The organism is Shinella sp. G-2, from assembly GCF_050172695.1.
Taxonomy (GTDB): Bacteria; Pseudomonadota; Alphaproteobacteria; order Rhizobiales; family Rhizobiaceae; genus Shinella.
Genome location: NZ_JBBEYH010000007.1, coordinates 63,287 through 84,080, shown reverse-complemented (window position 1 = coordinate 84,080; position 20,794 = coordinate 63,287). Strand labels below are relative to the sequence as shown.

The window sequence follows — 20,794 nt, the reverse complement described above, 5'->3', positions numbered from 1 at the left end:
GGATGGTGAGGGAGATCAAGGCTCTTCCCAGCGACCGCTCACGGCGGAGCGGAAAAGCGCGTCAATCGCCTTCATGTTGGCGATCGCATCCTCCAGGCCTGCAACAAGCGGCGTGCCGGAGAGAACGGCTTGCGCAAAGGCATCGGCCTGCTCGCGGTACTGGTCGGCCGGTTCGATCAAGATTTCCTCGCGGCCTCCGCTGGCAAGATCGCGGCCGTCGTCGAGCACCAGCACCGTTGTCTGATCGGTGGGCGCGTTGAAGGGGGTCGGTATTTCCAGGCGCCCGCGGGTCCCGAGCACCGTAATCTTCTGGGTGAGCGCCAGCTGTGTCGAGCAGGTGAAGGCAAGCTGCCGTCCTTGCGAAAACGCGAGCAACCCGCTCGTCAGGCGATCCGTGCGGAAGACCGGATCCCGCTCCATCAGGGCGATTGCCCGCAGCGGTTCGGCGTCGAACAGAAAGCGCGCGGTATTGACCGCATAGCAGCCGACGTCGAAAAGGCCGCCGCCACCGATATCTGCCTGGTTGCGCACGTTCGCGGGGTCGTCGAGATAGTAGGCGAAAATCGTCTGGATGGCCCGCACCTTCCCGAGCCGGCCCTCAGCGATCAGCGCACGCGCCTTCGTCCACTGGGGATGATGGCGCACCATGAAGGCTTCGGCGACGGGTACGCCAGCCGCCTCCTGCGCAGCGAGGAGTTCTCTCGCCTGGGCGGCGTCGAGGGCGATCGGCTTTTCGCACAGTACCGGCTTGCCATGCGCCAGCGCCCGGAGTGTCATCGGGACATGCAGGTGATTGGGCAGCGGATTGTAGATCGCATCGATTTGCGGATCGGCCAGCAAGTCCTCATAACTGCCATAAGCCCGGTCGATGCCGAAACGGGCGGCCATCTGCGCTGCCCGATCCGCATCGCGCGAGGCGATGGCGGTTACACGGCCCAAGCGGCTGGACTGGATGGCGGGGATCACTGCTTTGGCGGCAATACCAGCGCAGCCGAGCACCCCCCATCGTATTCTTCGTGTCATTGGGTTCCTCCTAGCCCGGCTCAGAGCACTTCCGCGAGGAAGCGCTGCAGACGCGGGCTTTGTGGATTGTCGAATATCGCCTCGGGCGTGCCGGCTTCCACCACGCGCCCTTCGTCCATGAAGACGACTTGGTCGGCGACCCGGCGGGCAAAGCCCATTTCGTGCGTGACGACGACCATGGTCATGCCGCGCTTGCCGAGATCGGCCATCAGGTTGAGCACGCCCTTGACCAGTTCGGGGTCGAGCGCGCTCGTTACCTCGTCGAAGAGGATGACTTCCGGCTCCATGGCGAGGGCTCGCGCAATGGCGACACGTTGCTGCTGGCCGCCCGACAAACCGCCAGGACGGTGATGCTGGCGGCTGGCGAGGCCGACATCGGCAAGCCGCGCCTTGGCGATGCGCTCGGCCTCCGCTTTGGAAAGGCCTTTGATCTTCGTCAGCGAGAGCATGACGTTTTCCAGCGCTGTGTGGTCGGGAAAGAGATTGAAATGCTGGAACACCATGCCGACCCGCCGGCGGAGCGTCTCCGGTTTCATGGCGAGGATGCTCTCACCATCGATCAGGATGTCGCCGCTCTTCGGTTCGACGAGGCGGTTCAGCCCGCGCAGCAATGTGGACTTGCCGGAGCCCGAGGGGCCGATGATGCAGGTCACGCTGCCGGGTTTGACCGAGAGGTCGACGCCCTTGAGGACATCGAGCTCGCCATAGGCCATGCCCAGATTGCGCACATCGAGGCTGCCGCCCTTGAACGCGGTGCCGGAGGCGCGGCCGGCGCCGTCGAGTTCGCTGACTTCCTCCAAGCCGCTGGTGATGATTGCCGGGCGCTGCTTGCCGATGCGCAGGCGGTTGTCGATGGCGTTGACCACATGGGTGAGCGGCACGGTGACGACGAGATAGAAGACACCCGCCAGAAGAAGGGGCGAGAGATTGCCTGTGACGACGGCCTGGTCCTGCCCGACGCGGAAGATTTCGCGCTCGGACGCGAGCAGGCCGAGGAAATAGACGAGGCTCGAATCCTTGACGTTGCCGATGAACTGGTTGACGAGCGCCGGGAGCACACGGCGCACGCCCTGCGGCACGACGATGAGCCGCATGCCCTGGCCGTAGCTCATGGACAACGCGCGGCAGGCCTCCATCTGGCCGCGATCGACGCTCTGGATGCCCGAGCGGAAGATCTCGCCTATATAAGCGCCGGCGATCAGGCTGAGCGCGAGGATGCCGAGCGGGTAAGGCGACGGACCGAACAGTTCGCGCCCGATGCGCGCAAAGCCCTGGCCAATCAGCAGGATGGTGACGATCGCCGGCAGGCCGCGAAAGATATCCGTGTAGAGCCGCGCCGGAATGCGCAGCCAGGGTGACCTGGAAATGCCCATGATGGCGAGCACCATGCCGATGACGACGCCGAGCACCGTCGAGGCGGCGGCAAGGATAAGCGTGTTCTTCAGCCCGACCGTGATCATGGTCGGCAGCACTTCTGCCATCGCGTTCCAGTCGAGGAAGCTGCGGCGCAGGTTTTCAAGCCAGTTCATCGGGAGGTCCCTTGAGAGAAAGACCGGTCCGCACCGAGAGGCCGGACCGGCAAGGCGGCATCACTGCTTGGGAAGATATGCATCCGGCATCGGGGTGCCCGGGAACCATTTTTCGTGCAGGGTCTTCCAGGTGCCGTCCTGCATGGCGGCCTTGAGGCCCTTGTTCAGCGCTTCGCGTAAGGCGTCATTGCCTTTGCGAACGACGAAACCGGCGGGCGCGTCGAAGCTCGGGATGTTGACGCCGACCTTCAGCTCGGGATAGCGCGCCGCGTAGTCCTTGGCGGCCTCGTAATCGAGGAAATGCGCATCGACCGTGCCATTGTTGAGTGCGGAGACGGCGGAGTTGTTGTCGGGGAATTTGACGAGATCCGCCCCGGCGAAGTTCTTCTCGGCATAGATTTCCTGGAGCGTTCCCTGCACGACGCCGAGGCGCTTGCCCTTGAGGCCGGCGGGATCGGTGATACTGGCATCGGACGTCAGCACCGTCAGAAATCCAGCGAGATAGCCGTCGGAGAAGTCGACGGTCTCCTTGCGCTTTTCCGTCGTGCCGATCGCAGCGGCGGCGACGTCGAAGCGGCTGTTGGCGACCGACGGCATTAGCGCGGAGAATTCCTGCCCGGTAAAGATCACCTGCTCCTTCTTGTAACCCAGACGCTCCGCGATGTTCAGGAAAAGCTCGATGTCGAAGCCGGTAAAGCTGCCGTCGGCGGTCGTGAAGGCATAGGGCTTGGCATCGCCCATCGTCCCGACGCTGATGACGCCGGGATCGATGAGGCCAAGCGGATTGTCCTCAGCGAGCGCCGGCGTCATGGCGCCTGCCAGCACGCCAAACGCCATCGCGATAGCGCCGGCCCGCAACCGGGCGAAAGGGGAAATCAGAGATCTGGAAAATTGCATTTGGTTCGTCTCCTCTGGTGGTGTCTGCACCGTTTTCAAGGCACACGGAATCCCATCCTGACGGCGGTATGAACCACGCGTCCGGCCGTGCGCTTCGCTAGCTTGATTGACCGCTTCTTATGATTGAGACCGGTCTCAAATAAAAAGAGACCGGTCTCATTGGCTTTTGACAATTGTTATCTTCGCATTTGCCAGTCGTCAACATCTCTTGTAAGGCTAGCGCTCATGGATCAAAGCCCGCCTCGAAACACCTCAGTCACCGTGGCCGATGTCGCGCACATGGCGGGCGTCTCAAAGGCGACCGCCGCCCGCGTGCTCGGCGGCTATGGAACGGTCAGCGATCGGGTGCGCGAGGCCGTGACCGCCGCGGCGCGCGCGCTCGACTACCGACCGAATGAACTGGCCCGCAGCATGACGACTGGCCGCTCGGGCACGATCGGCGTCGTGGTCGGCGATATCGAAAACCCGTTCTTCAGCCTGGCCGTGCGCGGGATCACCGATGTGGCGCGCCAGGCAGGCTTTACCGTCATCCTCATCAATTCGGGCGAAGATGTCGCGGCTGAGAAGGCGGCGATCCGAACCTTGCTGGCAAAACGCGTTGACGGCCTGATCGTCTCGCCGGCCAAGGAGAGCGATGTCGAGCATTTGCGCGAGGCCTCCCGCTCCGGCCTCCCGCTTGCGCTGCTGGATCGGGGAAGCGACGAGCTTGAGGTCGACACTGTCATCGCCGACGATCGACACGCGGCTGAGGCCGTCACCCGCCGGCTCATCTCGCTCGGTCATCGCAAGATTGCTTATCTTACGGCGTGCGACACGCCCGATCACCGCTTCCGCACGGCAAAAGACATCAACACCGGATCCGTGCGGCGACGGATCGAAGGGTTTCTCGGCGCCTGCCGGGATGCTGGCCTCACAGGCATGGAGCAATGGGTCCATGTCGGCGCCATCACGCCGGAGCACACGCATCGGATCGTCACTGCAATGCTGCAATCGGGCCAGCGGCCGACGGCCGTTATCGCGTCCGACAGCGTGATCGGCCTTGACGTGTTCAAGGTGTGCCGGGAGCTTGGACTGGGCGTGCCGCACGACCTGTCGCTGGTGTCGTTCCACGACGCAGACTGGACGTCGGTGACGACGCCCCCAGTGACCGTGGTACGTCAACCCGTCTATGGTCTCGGTGAGACGGTGGCCAAATTGCTGGTCGAGCGGTTAAACGGTGCAATCCAGGACGCCCGCAAGGTGGTGCTCAAAACCGAAATCGTGGAACGCGCCTCCACAGGCGTACCCCTTCAAGGAGAACTGTAAGGTCGTGATGTCGGATTGCGCTGTTTCGGACGGCCCGCATGTCCTCCGCCCCCCTGCCCCACCCTTGCCTTGCGGCTGCCTGCCAACCACGCTAAAACTCCATGACATATCGCCAGGGACGGCACGGCCTCGATCTTTCGAAGGTCACATGTGCGACAACGTCCGGCCCTCAAGCCCATGTCAATCCATCGCCGGACGCGTTGGAGATCGATGTGTCGCGCGATATCAAGCTTCGGGATCTGAGAAACAGTGGTCCAGTGGAGGCCGTGGAGGCTCGTTCCGAGGCGTCCAGAATGACGGCCGGAGCGATCGAGATGTTTGGGCGCGAAGCGCCGACCGCCGTCGCCTATTGCGGGCTGGACGCGTGGCTGGAGGGGGATGAGAAACAAGTCGCGCTGTGGGGCGAGGTCTTCAACCGTCTGAAGACCTGACCTCGTCATCCTGGGTGTCCCCCGGCGCGCGAAGCGCGTAGCCCGCCCCGCGGACGGTTCGTATGAGATCTGGCCCGAACCGTTTCAAAGTCCGCCTGATATGGCCGAGATGAATATCGACGGTGCGCGGCTCCACCTCGGCGTTTTCCGGCCAGCAATGTTCGATGAACTCGTCCCGGCTGCAGGCTTCGGCGGGACGTTCCAACATATGCCGCAACAGCTTGAACTGAAGCGGCGTCAGCGGCACTTCCACCCCGGACCGGAGAACCTGCATTCGCGCCAGGTTCATTTCGAGATCCGCAAACGAGAACGCGCCGTCGAACCCCGACGACGATCCCGTTGTGGTGCCGCGATATCTCAGTCTGCGCAGGAACCGGACAAGCTTTGACGGATCGAACGGGCGCGTCAGGAGCAGGTCGTCGCAGCCGAGAATATTGTCAAAGCCCTGGTTGTCTTTGGACAGGACGACAAGCGCCGCCCGAGGGCACGCGCGGCGGATCTCGATGAGGCTTTCGGGCAAGGCGAGGTTCGCAGCGTCTATGACAACGGCAAGATAGTCCGCGTCTGTCGGCCGAACGCCGGCATCATTGTCGGCGGCGAGCACGACCTCAAATCCTTCGACCGCGAAGAGGTGTCGAACGAAGAGGAAGAGCTGCGCGTCGTCAAATCGGGCGAGCACCTTTTGGGTCATGACACACACTCCGTCAAAGGGGCGCGAACTCCCCTCCGTTCACATCGATAATCGCGCCGTTGATGAAGCCGGCTTCGTCGGAAAGCAGAAACCGTATGAGGGCGGCGACGTCCGCACCGGTCCCCAGGCGCCCAACGGGGATCCGTCTTAGCGCCTCGAGGTTCGTGGTGCTTGTAGGGTCGCCCGCCATGTCCGTGGCGATCCGGCCCGGCGCGACGATGTTGACGGTGATCGCAGACCCGTTGCATGTGGCGATCATCGACCTTGCAAGCCCCGCGAGCGCCGCTTTCGAGGCCACGTAAGGCGCGCCCGCAATCTTGGGAATTGTCCTTCCGGCCACCGATCCGATGAGGACGATGCGGCCGTGACCGCTTGGCTTCATGCGTTTCAGGGCGGCCTGGCAACACCAGACCGCCCCCGTGAGGTTGACGCTGAGAACGTCATGCCACTGCGCGGCGTCGACGTCTTCAAACGGCACGGCGCCATGGACGCCTTTTGGAGAAATGCCGGCGTTGCAGACCAAAGCGTCGATCCGCCCCCAGCGCGCGTCGACCAAGGCGAAAAACGCGTCCACCGCGGGCTTGGATCTGACATCGACGCATGCGGTCAGGATCGCTGAGCCGTCAGCCGTTGTTCGCAACGTGTCCTCGGCCTGTTGGATATGCGGCGCGTTCTGGCTGAAGAAGGCGACCTTGTAACCCGCGGCCAAGAGGGCCGTGACGGTCGAAAGCCCGATACCGGTGCTTCCGCCCGTCACGATCGCGACAGGTGCTTGTTGGCTCTCGATCACGCGGCCTCGTCCATTGCAGCAAAAAGGGAAAGCGGCGGATGCGCGTCAGGGTCGGTCACCACCTCGATAAGGTTAGGCCGATTTGATCCGATCGCGCGTTCAAGCACGGTCGCCAGCTGGCTTGGATCGCTCACATAGGCCGCATCGCACCCGCACGCTTGCGCGATCGCGGTGTGCTCGACCGGGGAAAAATGGCATGCCGTGGTGAAGCGTCCGAACTTGACGGTCTCGGCATCGCGCTGGAATCCGAGAATGCCGTTGTTGAGAACGATGATCGTCACCGGGATGTGAAGACGGACGATCGTCTCCATCTCGGCCCAGCTGTGCGCGAACCCGCCGTCTCCCACGAGCGCCACGACAGGGCTCCCCGGGCGAGCAAGCTTCGCACCGACAGCCAGCGGGAGGCCCCAGCCGAGGCCCGCAAGTCCCCGCGGCGTAATGAACCGCGCCCCCGCCTTCGGCGCGCGCAGCTGGCCGGTCACCCACATGGACGAATAGCTCGCGTCCGCGACCATCGTGAGCCCCTGGTCCAGCCACGGCTGCAGCTCACGCATGATCCGTTCCGGCCGGATCGGTGAACTGTCGGATTCATAGACGCTTCTGCGCGCCTCCTCGAACGAAGACCAGCATCTGGCGATCTCACGTTCAAGCTCGCCACGCCGTGCCCTTCTCTTGTCGAGGTCCATCGGCGCGATCGCATCGGCAAGCGCCTCGATCGTGATCGCCGCATCGCCGACGAGGCGGAGGGCCTCATAGGTGCGGCCGATCTCGCACGGATCCACATCGATATGGATGATGCGCGCGGTCGGGGAGATCTGACGCCAGCTATCGGTGCCGTTCTGGTTGGTCCGTGTCCCTACCAAGACGACCAGGTCCGCCGTTTCAACGAACGTGCGCGTGAAGGCGCCCAGTGACCGCGGCCCCGTCAATGCGCCGAGCACGCCTGCGGAGAGGGGATGATGCTCGTCGACGGCGCCCTTGCCCATATTCGTCGTGCACACCGGAAGGCTTGCGAGCTCTTGTAGACGCGAGAGCGCGGCAGCCGCGCCGGCGGCATGTACACCGCCGCCCGCGATGAGGATGGGACGCTCGGCCTCGACGATCCATTGGGCAGCCTGCCCCAGGGCCTCATCGCACGGGCGGGCGCGATCGAGCGGCCAGACGCCGAGGTTTGCGGTTCGGCGGCACTCGGGATGCCGAATTTCGGCGCGCAGCAGGTCCGCGGGCAGAAGGAGAGCGACAGGACCTGGGCGCCCGGATGTGGCCGCGGTGAACGCGGCATCGATATAGTCTTCGACACGCGCTTCGACCTGAACCCTGCGGACCCATTTCGTGCAGGATTGGAACAGCGCGACCTGGTCGAAATCCTGAAACGCATTCTTGTCCGTCTGGACCCGTTCGACGTCCTGCACGAGAGCCACGAGGGGTATGCTTGCCTTCAGGGCCTCGGCCAGGGGCGCGACCAGCAGCGTCGCCGCCGGCCCGTTCTGCGCCGCGACCACGCCGACCCTGCCGGAGATTCGCGCGTAGCCGTCCGCCATGGCGCCACCCATGTTTTCCTGCCGGTAGGCGATCTGGCGAATTCCGATGGCTTCAGCAGCAAGCACGACCGCAGACGGAAGGCTTTGCGCGAAGAGGGTATCGACGCCGTGACGCTTCAGGGCCCTGGCGATGCATTCGGCGACGGTTTCGTTGATGTTCGTGGTGGTCAAAGCTGAGCCTCCTGGCTTGCAAAACGATGGTTTGCGAGAAATTTGTCGAACGCTGCGGCCATCAGGTCGAGGTCCGCATCGGTCATGGGGGACGAGAGGCAAGCCGCCGCATCATGCGGCAGCAAAACACCTTCGTCTCGCAGGAACCGGCTGAGACTGCGCATTGTGGCCACCTCGCCGGGCGTTTGAACCGCCGCCGCCCAGGAGCGGGGCGGCTCAGGCTTGGGATGAAGGCGGAACAGGGAGGCCGCCCCGGTCACCGAAAACGGGGCGCGGTGCTTGCGGATGACTTGTGCGAGTTGCTCGCGAAGGCGGTCTCCCTGTTGCTCCAGCCGATCGAACATTTCCGGCGTCGCCGCCTCCATGGCGACGCGGCCCGCCACCATGGACACGGGGTTTGCCGAGAAGGTGCCCCCCTGCGACACCAATGGGGACCGTCGGTCGCCACCGAAGACCGCCATGACATTCGCACGGCCCCCGACCGCGCCGATCGGGAATCCGCCGCCAATGATCTTGCCGGCGACGAGGAGATCAGGCTTCAGGCCGTAGCGGGCAGAAGCCCCGGCAAAGCTCTGCCGCAAATTGAGCACTTCGTCCGCAATGATAAGGATGCCGTGCCGTCCGGCCACGGTCGTGAGGCGGTCGATGAAGTCCTGTGTTGGCGCGATGAGCCCGGCCCGGCTGGGCATCGGGTCGATGAGCACTGCGGCGAGGCGGTCGGCATTCGCCGTCAAGGCATCCTCGACCGCATCGGCATCATTGAAGTCCAACACCAGAACATCGCTCGCTACCGCACTGGGGGCGCCCTGATAGGCAAGGCGCGCCTTGCGGCGCCCCGCATCATCGGCTTCAAAACCGTTCTGGCCGGCCTCGGCCCAGTCGTAGGCGCCGTGGTAGGCGCCGGCGAAACGGGCGATGGCGGAACGGCCGGTGAAGGCTCTCGCCGCCTTGATGGCGAACATGACGGCTTCGGTGCCGGTATTTACAAATCGGATCCGATCGACGCTCGGAAGTCTTGAGGTCAGGAGTTCAGCGAGCGCAATCTCGTGCCGCGTCGGGTTGGAGAAGCAGGTTCCCGTCGACAGCAACGCGCTGACGGCTTCCATCACCGGGTCGTAACCGTGCCCGTGGAGAAGCGTGGTGAAGTTGTTGTTGAGGTCGAGGAGGCGCGCGTCGTCGACATCGACGAGATAAGCGCCTTCTCCGCGCGCTGCGTAGATCGGATGAGGATCCTTGTCGATCGTTGCGCGCGTCACCCCGCCTGGAAAGACGGCGTGTCCGCGCTGATAGAGATCGACGGACCGGGAGTGCACTAACTCCTCGTCGTCGGCCGGTTCTGTGAGCATCTGGCTATCCTTGCTGCAAAAAACGAGACTTTGTGAAAGCTTCGTATTTTTGTTGCAACAAAATAGCCGTGTGTCAATGCGATGCGACAAAAAACGTCGCTAGGCGGAGGTGCGCGCCCTCACAGCGCTTCGCAGCCGCAGATAACCGATGCGAATGTCGCTCTCGAAGGCGGCGCGCAGGGCGCGGCCATCCCCCTCCTCGATCGCGTCGATGACCATTTCGTGGTTGCGCACGCCGTACCGCTCCTCAGCGAATTCAGGATAGAGGCCGTAGAACGAGGGGCCCACGCGCAGCCACTGGGCCTCGATCAGGCCGACAAGCCGAGGCAGGCCCGCGCGCCCATAGACATGAAAATGAAACTCCTTGTTATGCCAGAGAACGGACGCGTAATCGCGCCGCCCCAATCCCTCGTTGATCTGGATTTGCAGGGCTTTAAGCCTCTCAACGTCTGAGGCGCCGCAGTTTTTGGCAGCCTCCTCCGCCGCCAACCCCTCAAGGGCTATTCGCACGACGGTCACCTCCCTCAGATCGAACTCCGACAGGACGGGAATGATCACCGTCTTGGGGCCCGCATAGACCAAAGCGTTTTCGGCCGTCAGCCTGTTGATGGCATCGCGCGCCGGGGTCGAACTGACACCAAGGGTCTCCGCGACAGAGCGGACGGTCAGCTTATCGCCAGGCCTGTAGACACCCCTGCTGATCCGATCCTTTAGCGCGTCATAAGCAGCCTCGCCGAGGCGCGGATTCACGGCGCTTTTCATGCCGTCGGTTTCATCATCAATCATTTTACATCCCAAGATGGTTGACACGGCCCATTTTTGTTGCAACAAAAAATGCATTGTGAAGGTTTTGCAAAGTTATGTCGCATCAACACTACCGCGTCGCGGACCTGATGTCACATGTCCAGCGCCCGCAGCCAGCCGGACGGCACGCAAGCGCGTCGCCGGTCGCCGCACGGGGCTTTCAGCACATCGATTGGGGGACAAGTTGATTGGAAAGAGTTTGACGCTATCGGGCATCTCGAAGGCCTATGGGGCTGTGGAAGCCGTCAGGAATACGACGCTCGAGATCCACGCCGGCGAATTCGTCTCCATTGTGGGGCCGTCCGGTTCCGGCAAGACGTCGTTGCTCACGATGATTGCAGGCTTCGAACATCCCAGCACCGGGACGATCCAGATTGCGAGCCAGGACATCACCTCGGCTGCGCCGCACCTGCGCAACATCGGCATGGTGTTTCAGCGATATGCCCTGTTCCCGCACATGACGGTGCGAGAAAACATCGCATTCCCCTTGCGCATGCGCGGCGTGTCCAAGACGCCGGACGGACGCCGACGCGTGGCAGAGATGCTTGACCTGGTCCAGCTGGAAGGCCTCGAAGATCGTTATCCTCACCAGCTGTCCGGCGGGCAGCAGCAGCGCGTGGCCGTGGCACGCGCACTGGTGTTCAATCCGCCGGTCATTCTCATGGACGAGCCACTCGGTGCGCTGGACAAGAAGTTGCGCGAGGCGATGCAGCTTGAGATCAAGCGAATCCAGGAGCGGCTTGGCGCAACCGTCGTCTATGTCACGCACGACCAGGAGGAAGCGCTCACGATGTCGAACCGCGTCGCGGTGATGCATCACGGCACGCTTCAGCAGATCGGCGCCCCGGACGAGCTTTACCAGGACCCGCGGAACGCTTTCGTCGCGGACTTTGTCGGGTCGATCAATTTCTTGCCCGTGACGGTCGTTTCCTGCGACGAGAACAGCGCCGTGGTGGTCCTCAGAGGATCGTCGGCGCCGATCTCCGTCAGCCGGCGGGCATCGGATCGTCCAACACCGGGGCAGCTCTACCAGCTTGCGCTCCGTCCGGAGCATCTGGAACTGCGGCAGACGCGATGGGACCGCAATTCGGTCATTGAAGGTGTCCTCGATACCGTCGTGTTCGCCGGCGCCACGCGCACCGCGGTCGTGCGAATCAGCGCCCTGGGCGACACCGTCGTGCGGGTCCAGGTCCCCTTCTCGCAGGCGATCCCCGAAAAGGGCGCTCTGGTTTCCCTCGAGTTCGCCGCTCAGAACGCTCGCCTATTTCCAGCGGAAAGCGAGGCGCGTCCGTGAACCAGAGCAAAACATTGAGCTGGGTTGCGCAGTTCCGGCGAGGACAGTCCGCGAAGTCCTATCCGCCGGCCGTATCCCTTGTTCTCGTCAGCCCGCTGATAGCGCTGCTGTTAATTGGGTTCTTTTATCCCGTGGCCCGGCTCATTGAGCTTAGCTTCGCCAATGGCGCCGAGCCATATGTCCGTCTGGTCAAGGGCGATCTCTACATCGGGGTCCTTACCGACACCATCGTGGTATCGGCTACCGTCGCCGCCCTTTGCCTCCTTCTTGGATATCCCGTCGCCCTCGCGATGGCCCGCCTCAGGCGCAAGGCGGCGCTCCTTGTCACCGCTTGCGTCTTCGTGCCGCTCTGGACCTCTATCCTCATCCGGTCCTACGCGTGGGTGGTGCTCCTGCAACGCAATGGCCTCGTCAACGACCTGCTGCAGGCCATTGGGCTCAGCGACGGCCCCATACGTCTTCTCTACACGCAAGGCGCGGTCATACTCGCAATGACCCATGTGCTCCTTCCCTTTGCGATCCTGCCCATCCAGGCAACTCTCAGGAGCCTGCCCGCCGATCTGACGCGCGCGGCATCCAATCTTGGCGCGACACCGATCCGCGCGTTTGTCCTCATAACCCTGCCGCTCAGCCTGCCTGGCGTCTTCGCGGGCACCCTGCTCTGCTTCGTCCTGGCTCTGGGGTTCTACATTACGCCTGCCCTCGTCGGCGGTCCCAGCTCGATGATGATGGCCACGCTTATCGGCCAACAGACCCTCGTCGTTCTCGACTGGCCCTTCGCCGCGGCCCTTTCCACCCTGCTGCTGACGGTAACCCTGCTCCTGGTTGCGGTCTTCCGGCGCGCTCTTGCTCAAAGCAAAGGATTCAGCAGTGCCCATTGATCAAACCACCGATCGGCGAGCGCAGGAGCGCTCCCTGAGCCCGGCCCGCGTCTCTCCGCCGTGGCGTCCGCGTCCGCTGCCCTTGCTCTGCGCGCTCATCGTGGGGCTGGTGCTGTTCTTTCTGATCCTGCCGACCGTGATCATCGTTCCGATGTCGCTGAATGCGTCCTCGCACCTGACGTTCCCGCCGTCCGGGCTAACCCTCGACTGGTATCGCGCGTTTTTCTCGGATCCGGACTGGATCGCCTCGACCCTGTTCAGCCTGAAGATCGCGATATGGACGTCGCTGGCGTCGACGATCATCGGAACGATGTCGGCCCTCGCGATCGTTCGTGGCGAATTGCCCTTCAAGGCGATGATCCAGGCCATGGCGATCGGGCCCATGATCGTTCCCCACGTGGTTCTCGGCGTGGCGCTCTATCTCGTCTTTGCACCCTTGGAGCTGACGGGCTCTCTCACCGGATTCCTGATCGGCCACACTGTCCTGTCAGTCCCCTTCGTCGTCATCACGGTCACCGCGTCCCTCCAGCGGCTCGATCCCGCGCTTGAGCTTGCGGCGGCCAATTGCGGCGCGACGCGCCTGCAGTCCTTCATCCACGTGACCTTCCCCAACATCCTTCCCGGGATCGCGGCCGGCGCGGTCTTTGCGTTCCTCGCCTCCTTCGACGAGGCGACCGTCGCCTTCTTCATCTCGGACATCGGCGGCAAGTCCATCGGCCGCAAGATGTTCGAGGACATCGACTTCAATCTGACCCCCGTCATCGCCGCGGCATCGACGGTGGTGGTCGCGGCCTCTCTTTGCCTGATCGGCATCGCTCATCTCCTTTCGTCTTCAGCTTCAACCGGAACCAAACAGGAGTAACCAATGCAGAATAGAAGCATCTTCATTCTCGCCATTCACTCGGCCCTTGCATCGGCCATGTTGATCGCGGCCGGCGGCGCGATGGCCGCGGAGCGTGTAATCATCGGGTCGACCGGCGGGGCCTACGATCGGGCGCTGAAGGAAGCTTGGTTCGATCCCTTTACGCAGGAGACCGGGATCGAAGTCGTCGTCGTCTCCGGAACGAACGCCGAGCTGCGAGCGAAAGCTTCAGCGATGGTCGCATCGGGGAACGTGACCTGGGATCTTTATCTCGACGGGGAAATCCAGGCTGCGTCCGAGGCGCATAAAGCGGTCACGGAAGACCTCACCGATTTCTGCCAGCGCTACAAGGGGCGGACGGATCTGCCGGCCAATGCCTGTCAGGCGGGAGGCGCTTGTCCAATCGACGGCCACCCTGCTGGCCTATCGATCGGACGCCTTCGGCGCCCAGGCGCCGGAGACCTGGGCGGACATGTGGGATACGACGCGCTTCCCCGGGGGGCGGGCATTCCCCAACTTCGACGATCCCTGGCGCGTGCTCGCTGCAGCGTTGCTTGCCGACGGCGTCGAAAAGGACAAACTGTTTCCCCTCGATGTCGATCGGGCGTTTCGCAAGCTCGACCAGATCAGGGACTCGGTCTCGCTTTGGTGGAAGACTGGCGATCAGAGCGTCCAGGGCTTTCGCAATGCCGATTACGACCTCGGTCAAATCTGGCTGACGCGCGCGAAGGCGATGGCGAACGAAGGCCTCCCGATCAAATGGTCCTATAAGGCATCGTTCCTCGTCGGCGACCGTGTCGCGGTCATCAAGGGTGCCCCGAACCCGGACAATGCGCGCAAGCTTATCGCTTACTGGCTCGACAATCCCGCGGCACAGGCCAAGGCCTGCAATGTCCTGTCCTGCACGCCACCGAGCGCAGAAGCAATCGCGCTGATGTCCGAAGAGGCGCGCCGCTCCATGCCGACGACGGCTGAGATCTCCGAGAATGTCGTGGTGCCGGACGCGGGATGGATCAATGCCAACGCTCCGGCCCTTCTCGAGCAATGGAACAACTGGGTGCGATAACGGAAGCCCGGTCAACCTCCACCAGCATCGAAACGACATCCAGACATTGGCAAGCACATCAAAGCATCCCGACTCTGCAGGTGACAGATCTCGGACACCTGCGGAGTCGACCATGGGCCCAATCGTACTCGTTGCGACGGAAGACGCTGATTTTTCGCTTTTCCTCACGCATATTCTTGTCGCCGGGGGCTTCCAGGCGATATCGATCGCCGTACGCATCGAGGAGTTGGAAGCACGGATTTCGTCGTCCAAGGCCCTGATCATCGACAGTACCGACATCGAACGGGCGCTCGAGCTTTGCCGGCGGGCGCGCATGCGTCAGCGGACGTCGGCGATCCCGATGATGGCCTTCATTCGCGCCCAAAACGAGAGGCACTACTTGAAGTTCCTGAAGGCTGGCGTCGATGAATGCATCTTGCGGCCGCTGTCCCCCGAGCTCATCTTGTCGGGGGTGAGAGGGATCATCGCGCGCCGCGATCAGCGCGCGCCGGCCCGGCACGCGAAAAACCAGAGCGAGCATAGTGGCGCGCTTCTCATCGACGGATCAACGCGCATCCTCGAGGGCGCGCATGGCAGGACCTGCCTCAGCCCGACCGAATTCAGGATCCTGCAGCGCATGCTCGCCTCTCCCGGGCAGGTGTTAAGTCGCCGCGATCTCGTCGAAGCGGCCTGGCCGCCGGGACGGTTTGTAGACGACAAGACAGTTGATGTGCACGTCTCTAAATTACGAAAGGCGATATATACCGTAACCGGAAAGAAGTTAATTCAGACCGTCCGCTCCAACGGATTTATTGCAAATTTTAGCGAGCAATAAGTACTATCTATCGGTTCGGATTTTCTTATTCTTTTCTTTCAGATTTGTTCGTCGCATTCGCCTCTTCCCCGTGGCGATCTCCCATTGCACAAGCATCGGGATGCAAACCATGACAGACACCAAATCCGACAAGACTATCCATCAAGCGCTTCGCAACACCTCGACAATGATCGACATGGCGTCCACGAGTTTCGACCATGCGCACTTTCAGGGCATCATGGCGATCTATGCGGCGCCGGCACGAGATCGCCTCGTGCATATCCAGCCGACCGGACAACCGGTGACGGACTTTGTCCGATGCTCCTACCTCGGTCTCGACAATCACCCCGAGATCCTGGAAGGCGCCCGGGAAGCCATCGCGCGCTCCGGCGCATTTCACTGGTCCTGCGCGCGCACCCGTCTCAACTTCGATGTGCTGGGACAGTTGGAGCGTGAGCTCTCCGGTCTCTTCAAGGCGAGGATCCTGACATTCACGACGGTCCTGGCCGCGAACATGAGCGCCCTTCCCATCCTGGCGTCCGGCCATCTGACCGGTGGACGCAAGCCCCTCGTGGTGTTCGACCGTCTGGCGCATGCCACGCTCGCCTATCACAAGGCGGCCGTCGCGCAGGAAACCGACGTCACGACAATCCCTCACAACGACATGGCTGCGCTGGAGGCCTTGTGCCAGAGCCATAGACAGGTCGCCTATATCTGCGACGGCGTCTATTCGATGGGAGGTCATGCCCCGATGGGCGATCTGCTGCGCCTGCAGGAGAAGTACGGGCTGTTCCTGTATATCGATGACGCGCACGGCATTTCCATCCATGGCGAGACCGGCGCCGGTTATGCGCGCACGGCGATCCCCGATCTCGGCGACCGGACGATCGTTGCCGCGTCGCTCGGCAAGGGCTTTGGGGCATCCGGCGGCATTCTCATGCTTGGGACGGCCGCGCAGGAGGTCCTGTTTCGCAGGTTTGCCATCGCCCACGCGTTCTCGGCGTCCCTGACGACGGCCGCGGCCGGCGCGGCGCGTGCGTCGGCGGCCATTCATGCCTCTCCGGAGCTTTCCCGCCGGCAGCAGCTGCTGCAGCAAAATCTCGCCCATCTGGACGGGCGATTAAACAGCACGGAGCCGCCTTCGAACCTGCCCATACGAACGATCCGTTTCGGCGATGACCTGCTGTCGGTCGCCGCGGCGCGGGAGCTGCTTCGGCGAGGCTTCTACACCTCGGCCATTTTCTTCCCGACGGTGGCACGGGGCCAGGCGGGGCTTCGCGTCTGCCTTACCGCATCTCATACGCGCCAGGATATAGACGCTCTGTGCGACGCGCTCGACGAGGTAAAGGCCGAGATCAATAGCAACCGGATCGACATTTTCTCGAACAGTCCCGAAGGGTAACCATCCCCCTGACCGACGCGAGGCCGTGCCAAGGTGCGCGGCCGCGCAAAATGCATGCCTCCTTAGAGAGCCCTCTTTTCGGAGCGTTCAGACCAGCGCTGCTTTGGCGCTGTCATCGTCACGAGCCGCCGCTTCCGAGAAGCGCTTCGTGAGCAGCACGGAAGGTATCCTGCAGCGCCTTGTGCTTATCGAGGCCTTCGAGGGCGTAGCTATTAAGAAACTGTCGTCCGGCAAACAGTTTGCGGTCGACGGTGCTGAGGCCTGCCTCGCCGCAGGTCTCTTGCCAGAGCTCGGCGATGGTCGTGATCTGGTGCTCGATCAGCGCCGCGGCCTCTGTCTCTTTCAGGTGATAATCCGGCGCGGCGGCGAGCAGCATGGCGATCGTGCTGGCACGGCCCTCGCCCTTGATGAGCATGGCTTGCGTGGCTTCGCTGCCTGTGCGGCTTTGCGGGCAGATGTCGTAGGCTGGCGTCATGGTCAGCATCTCGCCGTTCCAGAAGGCCGCATGGTTGCGAGCATGATCGTCTGTATTGCCGCACAACACGTTGAAGCAAATGCGCCCGTACAGCTCCTTGAGGGTCTTCTTGGGATTCGTGAAGCGGTGGCGGATGAGTTCGGCCAGATCCTCGTAGGAAGCGTAGCGGGCCATCATTTCGTCAAGCCCGAGCATGGTCAGGGCTGAGACCATAGCGCGTCGGATCCAGCCGTCCTTTGCGTGCGTGCGGTCAAAGCGCTCGATAAGCAGCACGTCTTTACGGGCGGCCCGGGTCATCGATACCTGTGCGGCGTTGAGCCCGCACGCAGATGCCAGCTTCATCGCGATGAATTCGGCCTTCACGACGCTGTAGGTGTCGTTCGCGGCCGAGAATTTGGCGATAAATTTCCTTGTGCCGTCGTCGATCAGGGCTTTGGGGCGCGCGCCGCCGATCGACGTGCCGTGATTGAGGGCCTGATCGAGGGCGGGGGTTAGGGGAACGCCTTTTTCGATAAGGGCAGCTGCTTCCATGAGCTCGTCGAGCGAGGCCTGCGCGGCGAGGCGGGGAACATACTCTGTGGCCGAATCCTGGAAATCTAGAGCGCCAATCCGGTCAGAGCCTGATTGCAGCAGGAAGGTTAGCTCGCCGATCGCAGGCACGCCGGCAGCATCAGGTTCCTTGCCCGTCAGCCTGTTGATGATGACCCGGCGGCCCCAAGCGTCCGGCGAGCCGTCGCGGATGCAGCTGGCCATCTGAAGGCCGTTGATCGGCGCAATGGTGCCTTCTTGGAGGGGGAGTTCGGGCTCGTAGATGGGAATGGCGCTCGTACGGCGGCGGTAGCTGGCGCCGTAAGTATAAAGCAGGCGCTCGCCATCCTGGTCGAGCCGTCCGGCGACCACCGGCTGCGTTGCGCCCGGCAGCCAGATCCAGACAAAGGCTTTGGTAGCGTCTGGCTTAGAAGTCATCATCGACCTCCTTAACTGCGTGGCGGACGCTCTTGGGCAGCAGTGTCAGTTTTTCATCGAGGCGGGCATTGTGCATCTGGAGCATGCGCTCGTCATAGTCGAACAGGCGCACGCCGACGAGTGCGGCAACCTCGAAGACGATGCCAATCTCAGGGCCCGGCGCGCCCTTTTCAATGCTGGACAACGTCGTGCGGCTGATGCCGGCGCGGTCCGCCAGTTCCTGTGCCGTCAGGCCGCGCTCGGCACGGCCGACGCGGATCAGCTTGCCAAGCATAGCGAGCGCCTGCTGCGTGACTCTGGAGTAGCTTCTCCGGCGGGGCACGGTTATACCTGCTTGTTCATTTGAGTGCTCATAAAGCCCTCACGTGTCCAGAATTTTGTACGTCTTGCCATGGTGCCAGCGCTCAGTCAAGCGTTGTTCATCTGATTGGTCATAGGGGCCCTTTGTGGCCAGAATTATGTACACATCTGATGGGTGCTCACTAGATGGAGCTTCCGCCGAACAGGTCTTCGAAGGAGATCACCTGCACCGGGGCGAAGCCGAATACGCCTTCTTAGGCGGTGGATAAGGCGCGTTCCTCTGGATCGTGAACGACCCCCGGGCGACGGGCGAGGTTTCGGCTTTGACTTCGGCGCGACTGAAGCTTGCGCGGATGGTTGTGCCGCCGCCGCGGTCGATGCGCTGAGGATCGAGACTGGCGATGCCGCGGCTAGCGCTGGTCATGATCCGGTCGAGTGTTTCGATGATGTCGGCGGGGCTGGCGGCGCGGTCTCACACCCGGAAGGAAGATCAGATCGATGTGCGCGCACAAGAAGACTTTGAGCACAGTCATCTCTCCTGGTGGCGGTACTTTACGATCAAGGCGACGATAATGCCCACTCAAAGGGAGGCCATCCCCTGACGTCTTGCCGCGGGACGATTTGGCGGCATTTGGGGATGAATTCGTCTTATGAAACGCGAACACGATCCACCTACAAGGGTATTGTGCTTTCGCCGAAGCCTGAACGCCTCGAGATGCCGGACGCCTCGGTGAAGAACATATCCCAGCGGAGTTTCAGCGACCATGACGCCAGTTATTCGCGCTGTCCAAGCCGACGCTATTGCGCCGGCCGCCCATCTCACCTTTCCGACCCTCGCCACTTTCTTCTCGCAAGCAACACCGGCTGAAGCTCCGACTGTCCCGCTTCGCATTGCTGCGTACGATGGCGCAACCCCGGTAGGCCTCGCATTAGCCCTTTATAGAAAGGATCGTCGCCAGGCAGAACTGTTGTCGCTGGCGGTCGATAAGGCTTTTCGTAGACGGGGAGTGGGGACGTCGATACTGCAATCTGTCGAGCATCATCTGCGCACAGACAACATATCGGAGATTTCCGCTCGCTTTTCAGATGCCATGCCCGGAGCATCGGCGTTCGGCGCCCTCACGGGCGGCGCAGGCTGGAACGGACCAGTGCCGGAAAGAATGCGCATTATGGGGCCGGTAGGCAATGCGCTGGAGGTGTTTCGCGACAGGGACAAGTTGTTGACGCGCGCCTCCCGAGACGGACTCGTGCTTGCCTCTTGGCGCGACTTTCCCCACGACGCCAGGGGCCATATCCTGCAGGAAATCGCGGAAGGACGGGCGCCTGGATGGAGCAGTGCCGGATTGTTCTCCGACACATTTGATCCCGATTTCTCGATGGTCCTGACCAAGGGCGCAAATACGATCGTCGGTTGGGTCATCTGCCAGTTTCATGCCAAGCCGCGACGCTGGAGTTTTCCAGTGGGCTGGATCGATCATGAATACCAGAAAAGAGGCTGGTTGCTCGTAGCATATGCTGATGGTGCCCGGCGCCTGGGCGAGAGGTTTGGACCCGACGCAGTCGCGGTCTTCGAGAGCACAATGGGCTTGCCGCTGATGTGGCGTGTCCTGGAAGATCGGTTTGCGCCCCACGCGCAAGTGGCAGACCGGATACTGAGAGTCGACACGCAACTCTGAACAAGCGGCTGGGACGAAACATCATTATTGAGGGACGGAATGAGATCACAGATCAATGGCGGTAAGTCACTGTTTTATATATATTAATCCAGCATCCTCAAAAACCAGCCCCCCGAAGCAATATCCTGCTTCGGGCGCTGAAACGAGGCCTGCTCGCTTACGCTAGAACGAAAGGACCTCTAAATTGGCCAATACAATGACGACTATCCGCAATCGCATCTCGGCTCAGTTGACCGAACGCGCAGAAACCGACCAAGCGTTCCGTGCTCTGCTCAAGACCGACCCTCATGCTGCGCTGAAACAGTTGGTGGGCGTGGACCCGGTTCCTGGCTTCAAGATCAACGTGATCGAGGAGCAGGCGGGTGAAATCAACATCGTCCTGCCGACAAGCATCGAGGAAGACGAATTGCCCGATGAACTGCTTGATCTCGCCTCTGGGGGGACCGGCTTTAGTGCATTCATCCTCTACGGACCCAATGACGCACCGCCGAAACCCCGTCGCTAATGCCAACTGACAACGGTCCGTTTCGAAAGCGGGCCGTTTTCGCCAT

19 protein-coding genes and 1 pseudogene are annotated in these 20,794 nt (G+C 62.4%); 10 read left to right on the top strand and 10 right to left on the bottom strand.

Features of this window, described 5'->3' with window-relative positions; translation table 11 throughout:
• Window positions 1-15 precede the first annotated feature (15 nt).
• From V8U06_RS13905 to V8U06_RS13895, 3 genes are read right to left on the bottom strand one after another with little or no spacing between them, the layout of a single operon-like run.
• Window positions 16-1,023, bottom strand: a complete 1,008-nt coding sequence (locus tag V8U06_RS13905; protein ID WP_427141160.1) for a Gfo/Idh/MocA family protein — start codon at window positions 1,021-1,023, stop codon at window positions 16-18.
• A gap of 20 nt (window positions 1,024-1,043) precedes the next feature.
• Window positions 1,044-2,552, bottom strand: a complete 1,509-nt coding sequence (locus tag V8U06_RS13900; RefSeq protein WP_427141159.1) for an amino acid ABC transporter permease/ATP-binding protein — start codon at window positions 2,550-2,552, stop codon at window positions 1,044-1,046.
• A gap of 60 nt (window positions 2,553-2,612) precedes the next feature.
• Window positions 2,613-3,449, bottom strand: a complete 837-nt coding sequence (locus tag V8U06_RS13895) for an ABC transporter substrate-binding protein (RefSeq protein ID WP_427141158.1) — start codon at window positions 3,447-3,449, stop codon at window positions 2,613-2,615.
• Window positions 3,450-3,674: 225 nt separating this feature from the next.
• Between V8U06_RS13895 and V8U06_RS13890 the strand changes: the two genes are divergently transcribed.
• On the top strand, window positions 3,675-4,754 hold the full coding sequence (locus V8U06_RS13890) for a LacI family DNA-binding transcriptional regulator (RefSeq protein WP_427141157.1): 1,080 nt from the start codon (window positions 3,675-3,677) through the stop codon (window positions 4,752-4,754).
• A 101-nt stretch (window positions 4,755-4,855) separates the two neighbouring features.
• Entirely contained in the window at window positions 4,856-5,185 is a 330-nt protein-coding gene (locus tag V8U06_RS13885; RefSeq protein ID WP_427141156.1) for a hypothetical protein, read from the top strand.
• Here V8U06_RS13885 and V8U06_RS13880 read toward each other — a convergent pair.
• From V8U06_RS13880 to V8U06_RS13860, 5 genes are all read right to left on the bottom strand, one after another.
• Window positions 5,166-5,876 (bottom strand): winged helix-turn-helix transcriptional regulator, encoded by a 711-nt coding sequence (locus tag V8U06_RS13880; RefSeq protein WP_427141155.1) that lies wholly within the window; start codon window positions 5,874-5,876, stop codon window positions 5,166-5,168. The genes V8U06_RS13885 and V8U06_RS13880 overlap by 20 nt on opposite strands.
• A gap of 13 nt (window positions 5,877-5,889) precedes the next feature.
• Window positions 5,890-6,666, bottom strand: coding sequence for an SDR family NAD(P)-dependent oxidoreductase (locus V8U06_RS13875; protein ID WP_427141154.1), 777 nt, complete (start codon window positions 6,664-6,666; stop codon window positions 5,890-5,892).
• Window positions 6,663-8,378, bottom strand: a complete 1,716-nt coding sequence (locus tag V8U06_RS13870; RefSeq protein WP_427141153.1) for an acetolactate synthase catalytic subunit — start codon at window positions 8,376-8,378, stop codon at window positions 6,663-6,665. The genes V8U06_RS13875 and V8U06_RS13870 overlap by 4 nt, the downstream gene beginning before the upstream one ends.
• Window positions 8,375-9,724 carry an aspartate aminotransferase family protein gene (locus V8U06_RS13865; RefSeq protein WP_427141152.1) on the bottom strand — a complete coding sequence of 450 codons (1,350 nt, stop codon included), beginning with the start codon at window positions 9,722-9,724 and terminating at the stop codon, window positions 8,375-8,377. Before V8U06_RS13865 ends, V8U06_RS13870 begins: the two co-directional genes overlap by 4 nt.
• 99 nt (window positions 9,725-9,823) lie before the next feature.
• A complete protein-coding gene (locus tag V8U06_RS13860) occupies window positions 9,824-10,510 on the bottom strand; it encodes a GntR family transcriptional regulator (protein WP_427141151.1) in 687 nt (228 codons plus the stop codon).
• Window positions 10,511-10,727: 217 nt separating this feature from the next.
• Between V8U06_RS13860 and V8U06_RS13855 the strand changes: the two genes are divergently transcribed.
• The 6 genes and pseudogenes from V8U06_RS13855 to V8U06_RS13830 all read left to right on the top strand — a co-directional run bounded on the left by V8U06_RS13855 (window position 10,728) and on the right by V8U06_RS13830 (window position 16,826).
• Window positions 10,728-11,822 (top strand): ABC transporter ATP-binding protein, encoded by a 1,095-nt coding sequence (locus V8U06_RS13855; RefSeq protein ID WP_427141150.1) that lies wholly within the window; start codon window positions 10,728-10,730, stop codon window positions 11,820-11,822.
• Window positions 11,819-12,703, top strand: a complete 885-nt coding sequence (locus V8U06_RS13850; protein ID WP_427141149.1) for an ABC transporter permease — start codon at window positions 11,819-11,821, stop codon at window positions 12,701-12,703. The genes V8U06_RS13855 and V8U06_RS13850 overlap by 4 nt, the downstream gene beginning before the upstream one ends.
• Window positions 12,704-12,854: 151 nt before the next feature.
• Window positions 12,855-13,565: an ABC transporter permease gene (locus V8U06_RS13845; protein ID WP_427141293.1), complete on the top strand. Its 711-nt coding sequence runs from the start codon at window positions 12,855-12,857 to the stop codon at window positions 13,563-13,565.
• A 57-nt stretch (window positions 13,566-13,622) separates the two neighbouring features.
• Window positions 13,623-14,631 (top strand): annotated as a pseudogene (locus V8U06_RS13840) (extracellular solute-binding protein).
• Between the two features lie 112 nt (window positions 14,632-14,743).
• Entirely contained in the window at window positions 14,744-15,445 is a 702-nt protein-coding gene (locus V8U06_RS13835) for a winged helix-turn-helix domain-containing protein (RefSeq protein ID WP_427141148.1), read from the top strand.
• Window positions 15,446-15,554: 109 nt separating this feature from the next.
• Window positions 15,555-16,826: an aminotransferase class I/II-fold pyridoxal phosphate-dependent enzyme gene (locus tag V8U06_RS13830; protein ID WP_427141147.1), complete on the top strand. Its 1,272-nt coding sequence runs from the start codon at window positions 15,555-15,557 to the stop codon at window positions 16,824-16,826.
• 118 nt (window positions 16,827-16,944) lie between these two features.
• Here V8U06_RS13830 and V8U06_RS13825 read toward each other — a convergent pair whose 3' ends face one another.
• Both V8U06_RS13825 and V8U06_RS13820 read right to left on the bottom strand, forming a co-directional pair.
• On the bottom strand, window positions 16,945-18,267 hold the full coding sequence (locus V8U06_RS13825) for a type II toxin-antitoxin system HipA family toxin (RefSeq protein WP_427141292.1): 1,323 nt from the start codon (window positions 18,265-18,267) through the stop codon (window positions 16,945-16,947).
• Window positions 18,257-18,541, bottom strand: a complete 285-nt coding sequence (locus V8U06_RS13820) for a helix-turn-helix transcriptional regulator (protein ID WP_427141146.1) — start codon at window positions 18,539-18,541, stop codon at window positions 18,257-18,259. Before V8U06_RS13820 ends, V8U06_RS13825 begins: the two co-directional genes overlap by 11 nt.
• A gap of 790 nt (window positions 18,542-19,331) precedes the next feature.
• On the opposite strand from V8U06_RS13820, the gene V8U06_RS13815 reads away from it, so the two are divergent.
• Both V8U06_RS13815 and V8U06_RS13810 read left to right on the top strand, forming a co-directional pair.
• Entirely contained in the window at window positions 19,332-20,243 is a 912-nt protein-coding gene (locus V8U06_RS13815; RefSeq protein WP_427141145.1) for a GNAT family N-acetyltransferase, read from the top strand.
• Between the two features lie 196 nt (window positions 20,244-20,439).
• Window positions 20,440-20,748 carry an NHLP leader peptide family natural product precursor gene (locus tag V8U06_RS13810; protein ID WP_427141144.1) on the top strand — a complete coding sequence of 103 codons (309 nt, stop codon included), beginning with the start codon at window positions 20,440-20,442 and terminating at the stop codon, window positions 20,746-20,748.
• The last annotated feature ends 46 nt before the right edge of the window (window positions 20,749-20,794 follow it).

Coding starts and splice junctions, on each gene's coding strand:
- V8U06_RS13860 (WP_427141151.1), bottom strand. CDS start 10,510: ATGATTGATGATGAAACCGACGGCATGAAAAGCGCCGTGAATCCGCGC.
- V8U06_RS13900 (WP_427141159.1), bottom strand. CDS start 2,552: ATGAACTGGCTTGAAAACCTGCGCCGCAGCTTCCTCGACTGGAACGCG.
- V8U06_RS13905 (WP_427141160.1), bottom strand. CDS start 1,023: ATGACACGAAGAATACGATGGGGGGTGCTCGGCTGCGCTGGTATTGCC.
- V8U06_RS13880 (WP_427141155.1), bottom strand. CDS start 5,876: ATGACCCAAAAGGTGCTCGCCCGATTTGACGACGCGCAGCTCTTCCTC.
- V8U06_RS13815 (WP_427141145.1), top strand. CDS start 19,332: ATGACGCCAGTTATTCGCGCTGTCCAAGCCGACGCTATTGCGCCGGCC.
- V8U06_RS13825 (WP_427141292.1), bottom strand. CDS start 18,267: ATGACTTCTAAGCCAGACGCTACCAAAGCCTTTGTCTGGATCTGGCTG.
- V8U06_RS13885 (WP_427141156.1), top strand. CDS start 4,856: ATGACATATCGCCAGGGACGGCACGGCCTCGATCTTTCGAAGGTCACA.
- V8U06_RS13835 (WP_427141148.1), top strand. CDS start 14,744: ATGGGCCCAATCGTACTCGTTGCGACGGAAGACGCTGATTTTTCGCTT.
- V8U06_RS13820 (WP_427141146.1), bottom strand. CDS start 18,541: ATGCTTGGCAAGCTGATCCGCGTCGGCCGTGCCGAGCGCGGCCTGACG.
- V8U06_RS13895 (WP_427141158.1), bottom strand. CDS start 3,449: ATGCAATTTTCCAGATCTCTGATTTCCCCTTTCGCCCGGTTGCGGGCC.
- V8U06_RS13830 (WP_427141147.1), top strand. CDS start 15,555: ATGACAGACACCAAATCCGACAAGACTATCCATCAAGCGCTTCGCAAC.
- V8U06_RS13810 (WP_427141144.1), top strand. CDS start 20,440: ATGACGACTATCCGCAATCGCATCTCGGCTCAGTTGACCGAACGCGCA.
- V8U06_RS13865 (WP_427141152.1), bottom strand. CDS start 9,724: ATGCTCACAGAACCGGCCGACGACGAGGAGTTAGTGCACTCCCGGTCC.
- V8U06_RS13890 (WP_427141157.1), top strand. CDS start 3,675: ATGGATCAAAGCCCGCCTCGAAACACCTCAGTCACCGTGGCCGATGTC.
- V8U06_RS13845 (WP_427141293.1), top strand. CDS start 12,855: ATGTCGCTGAATGCGTCCTCGCACCTGACGTTCCCGCCGTCCGGGCTA.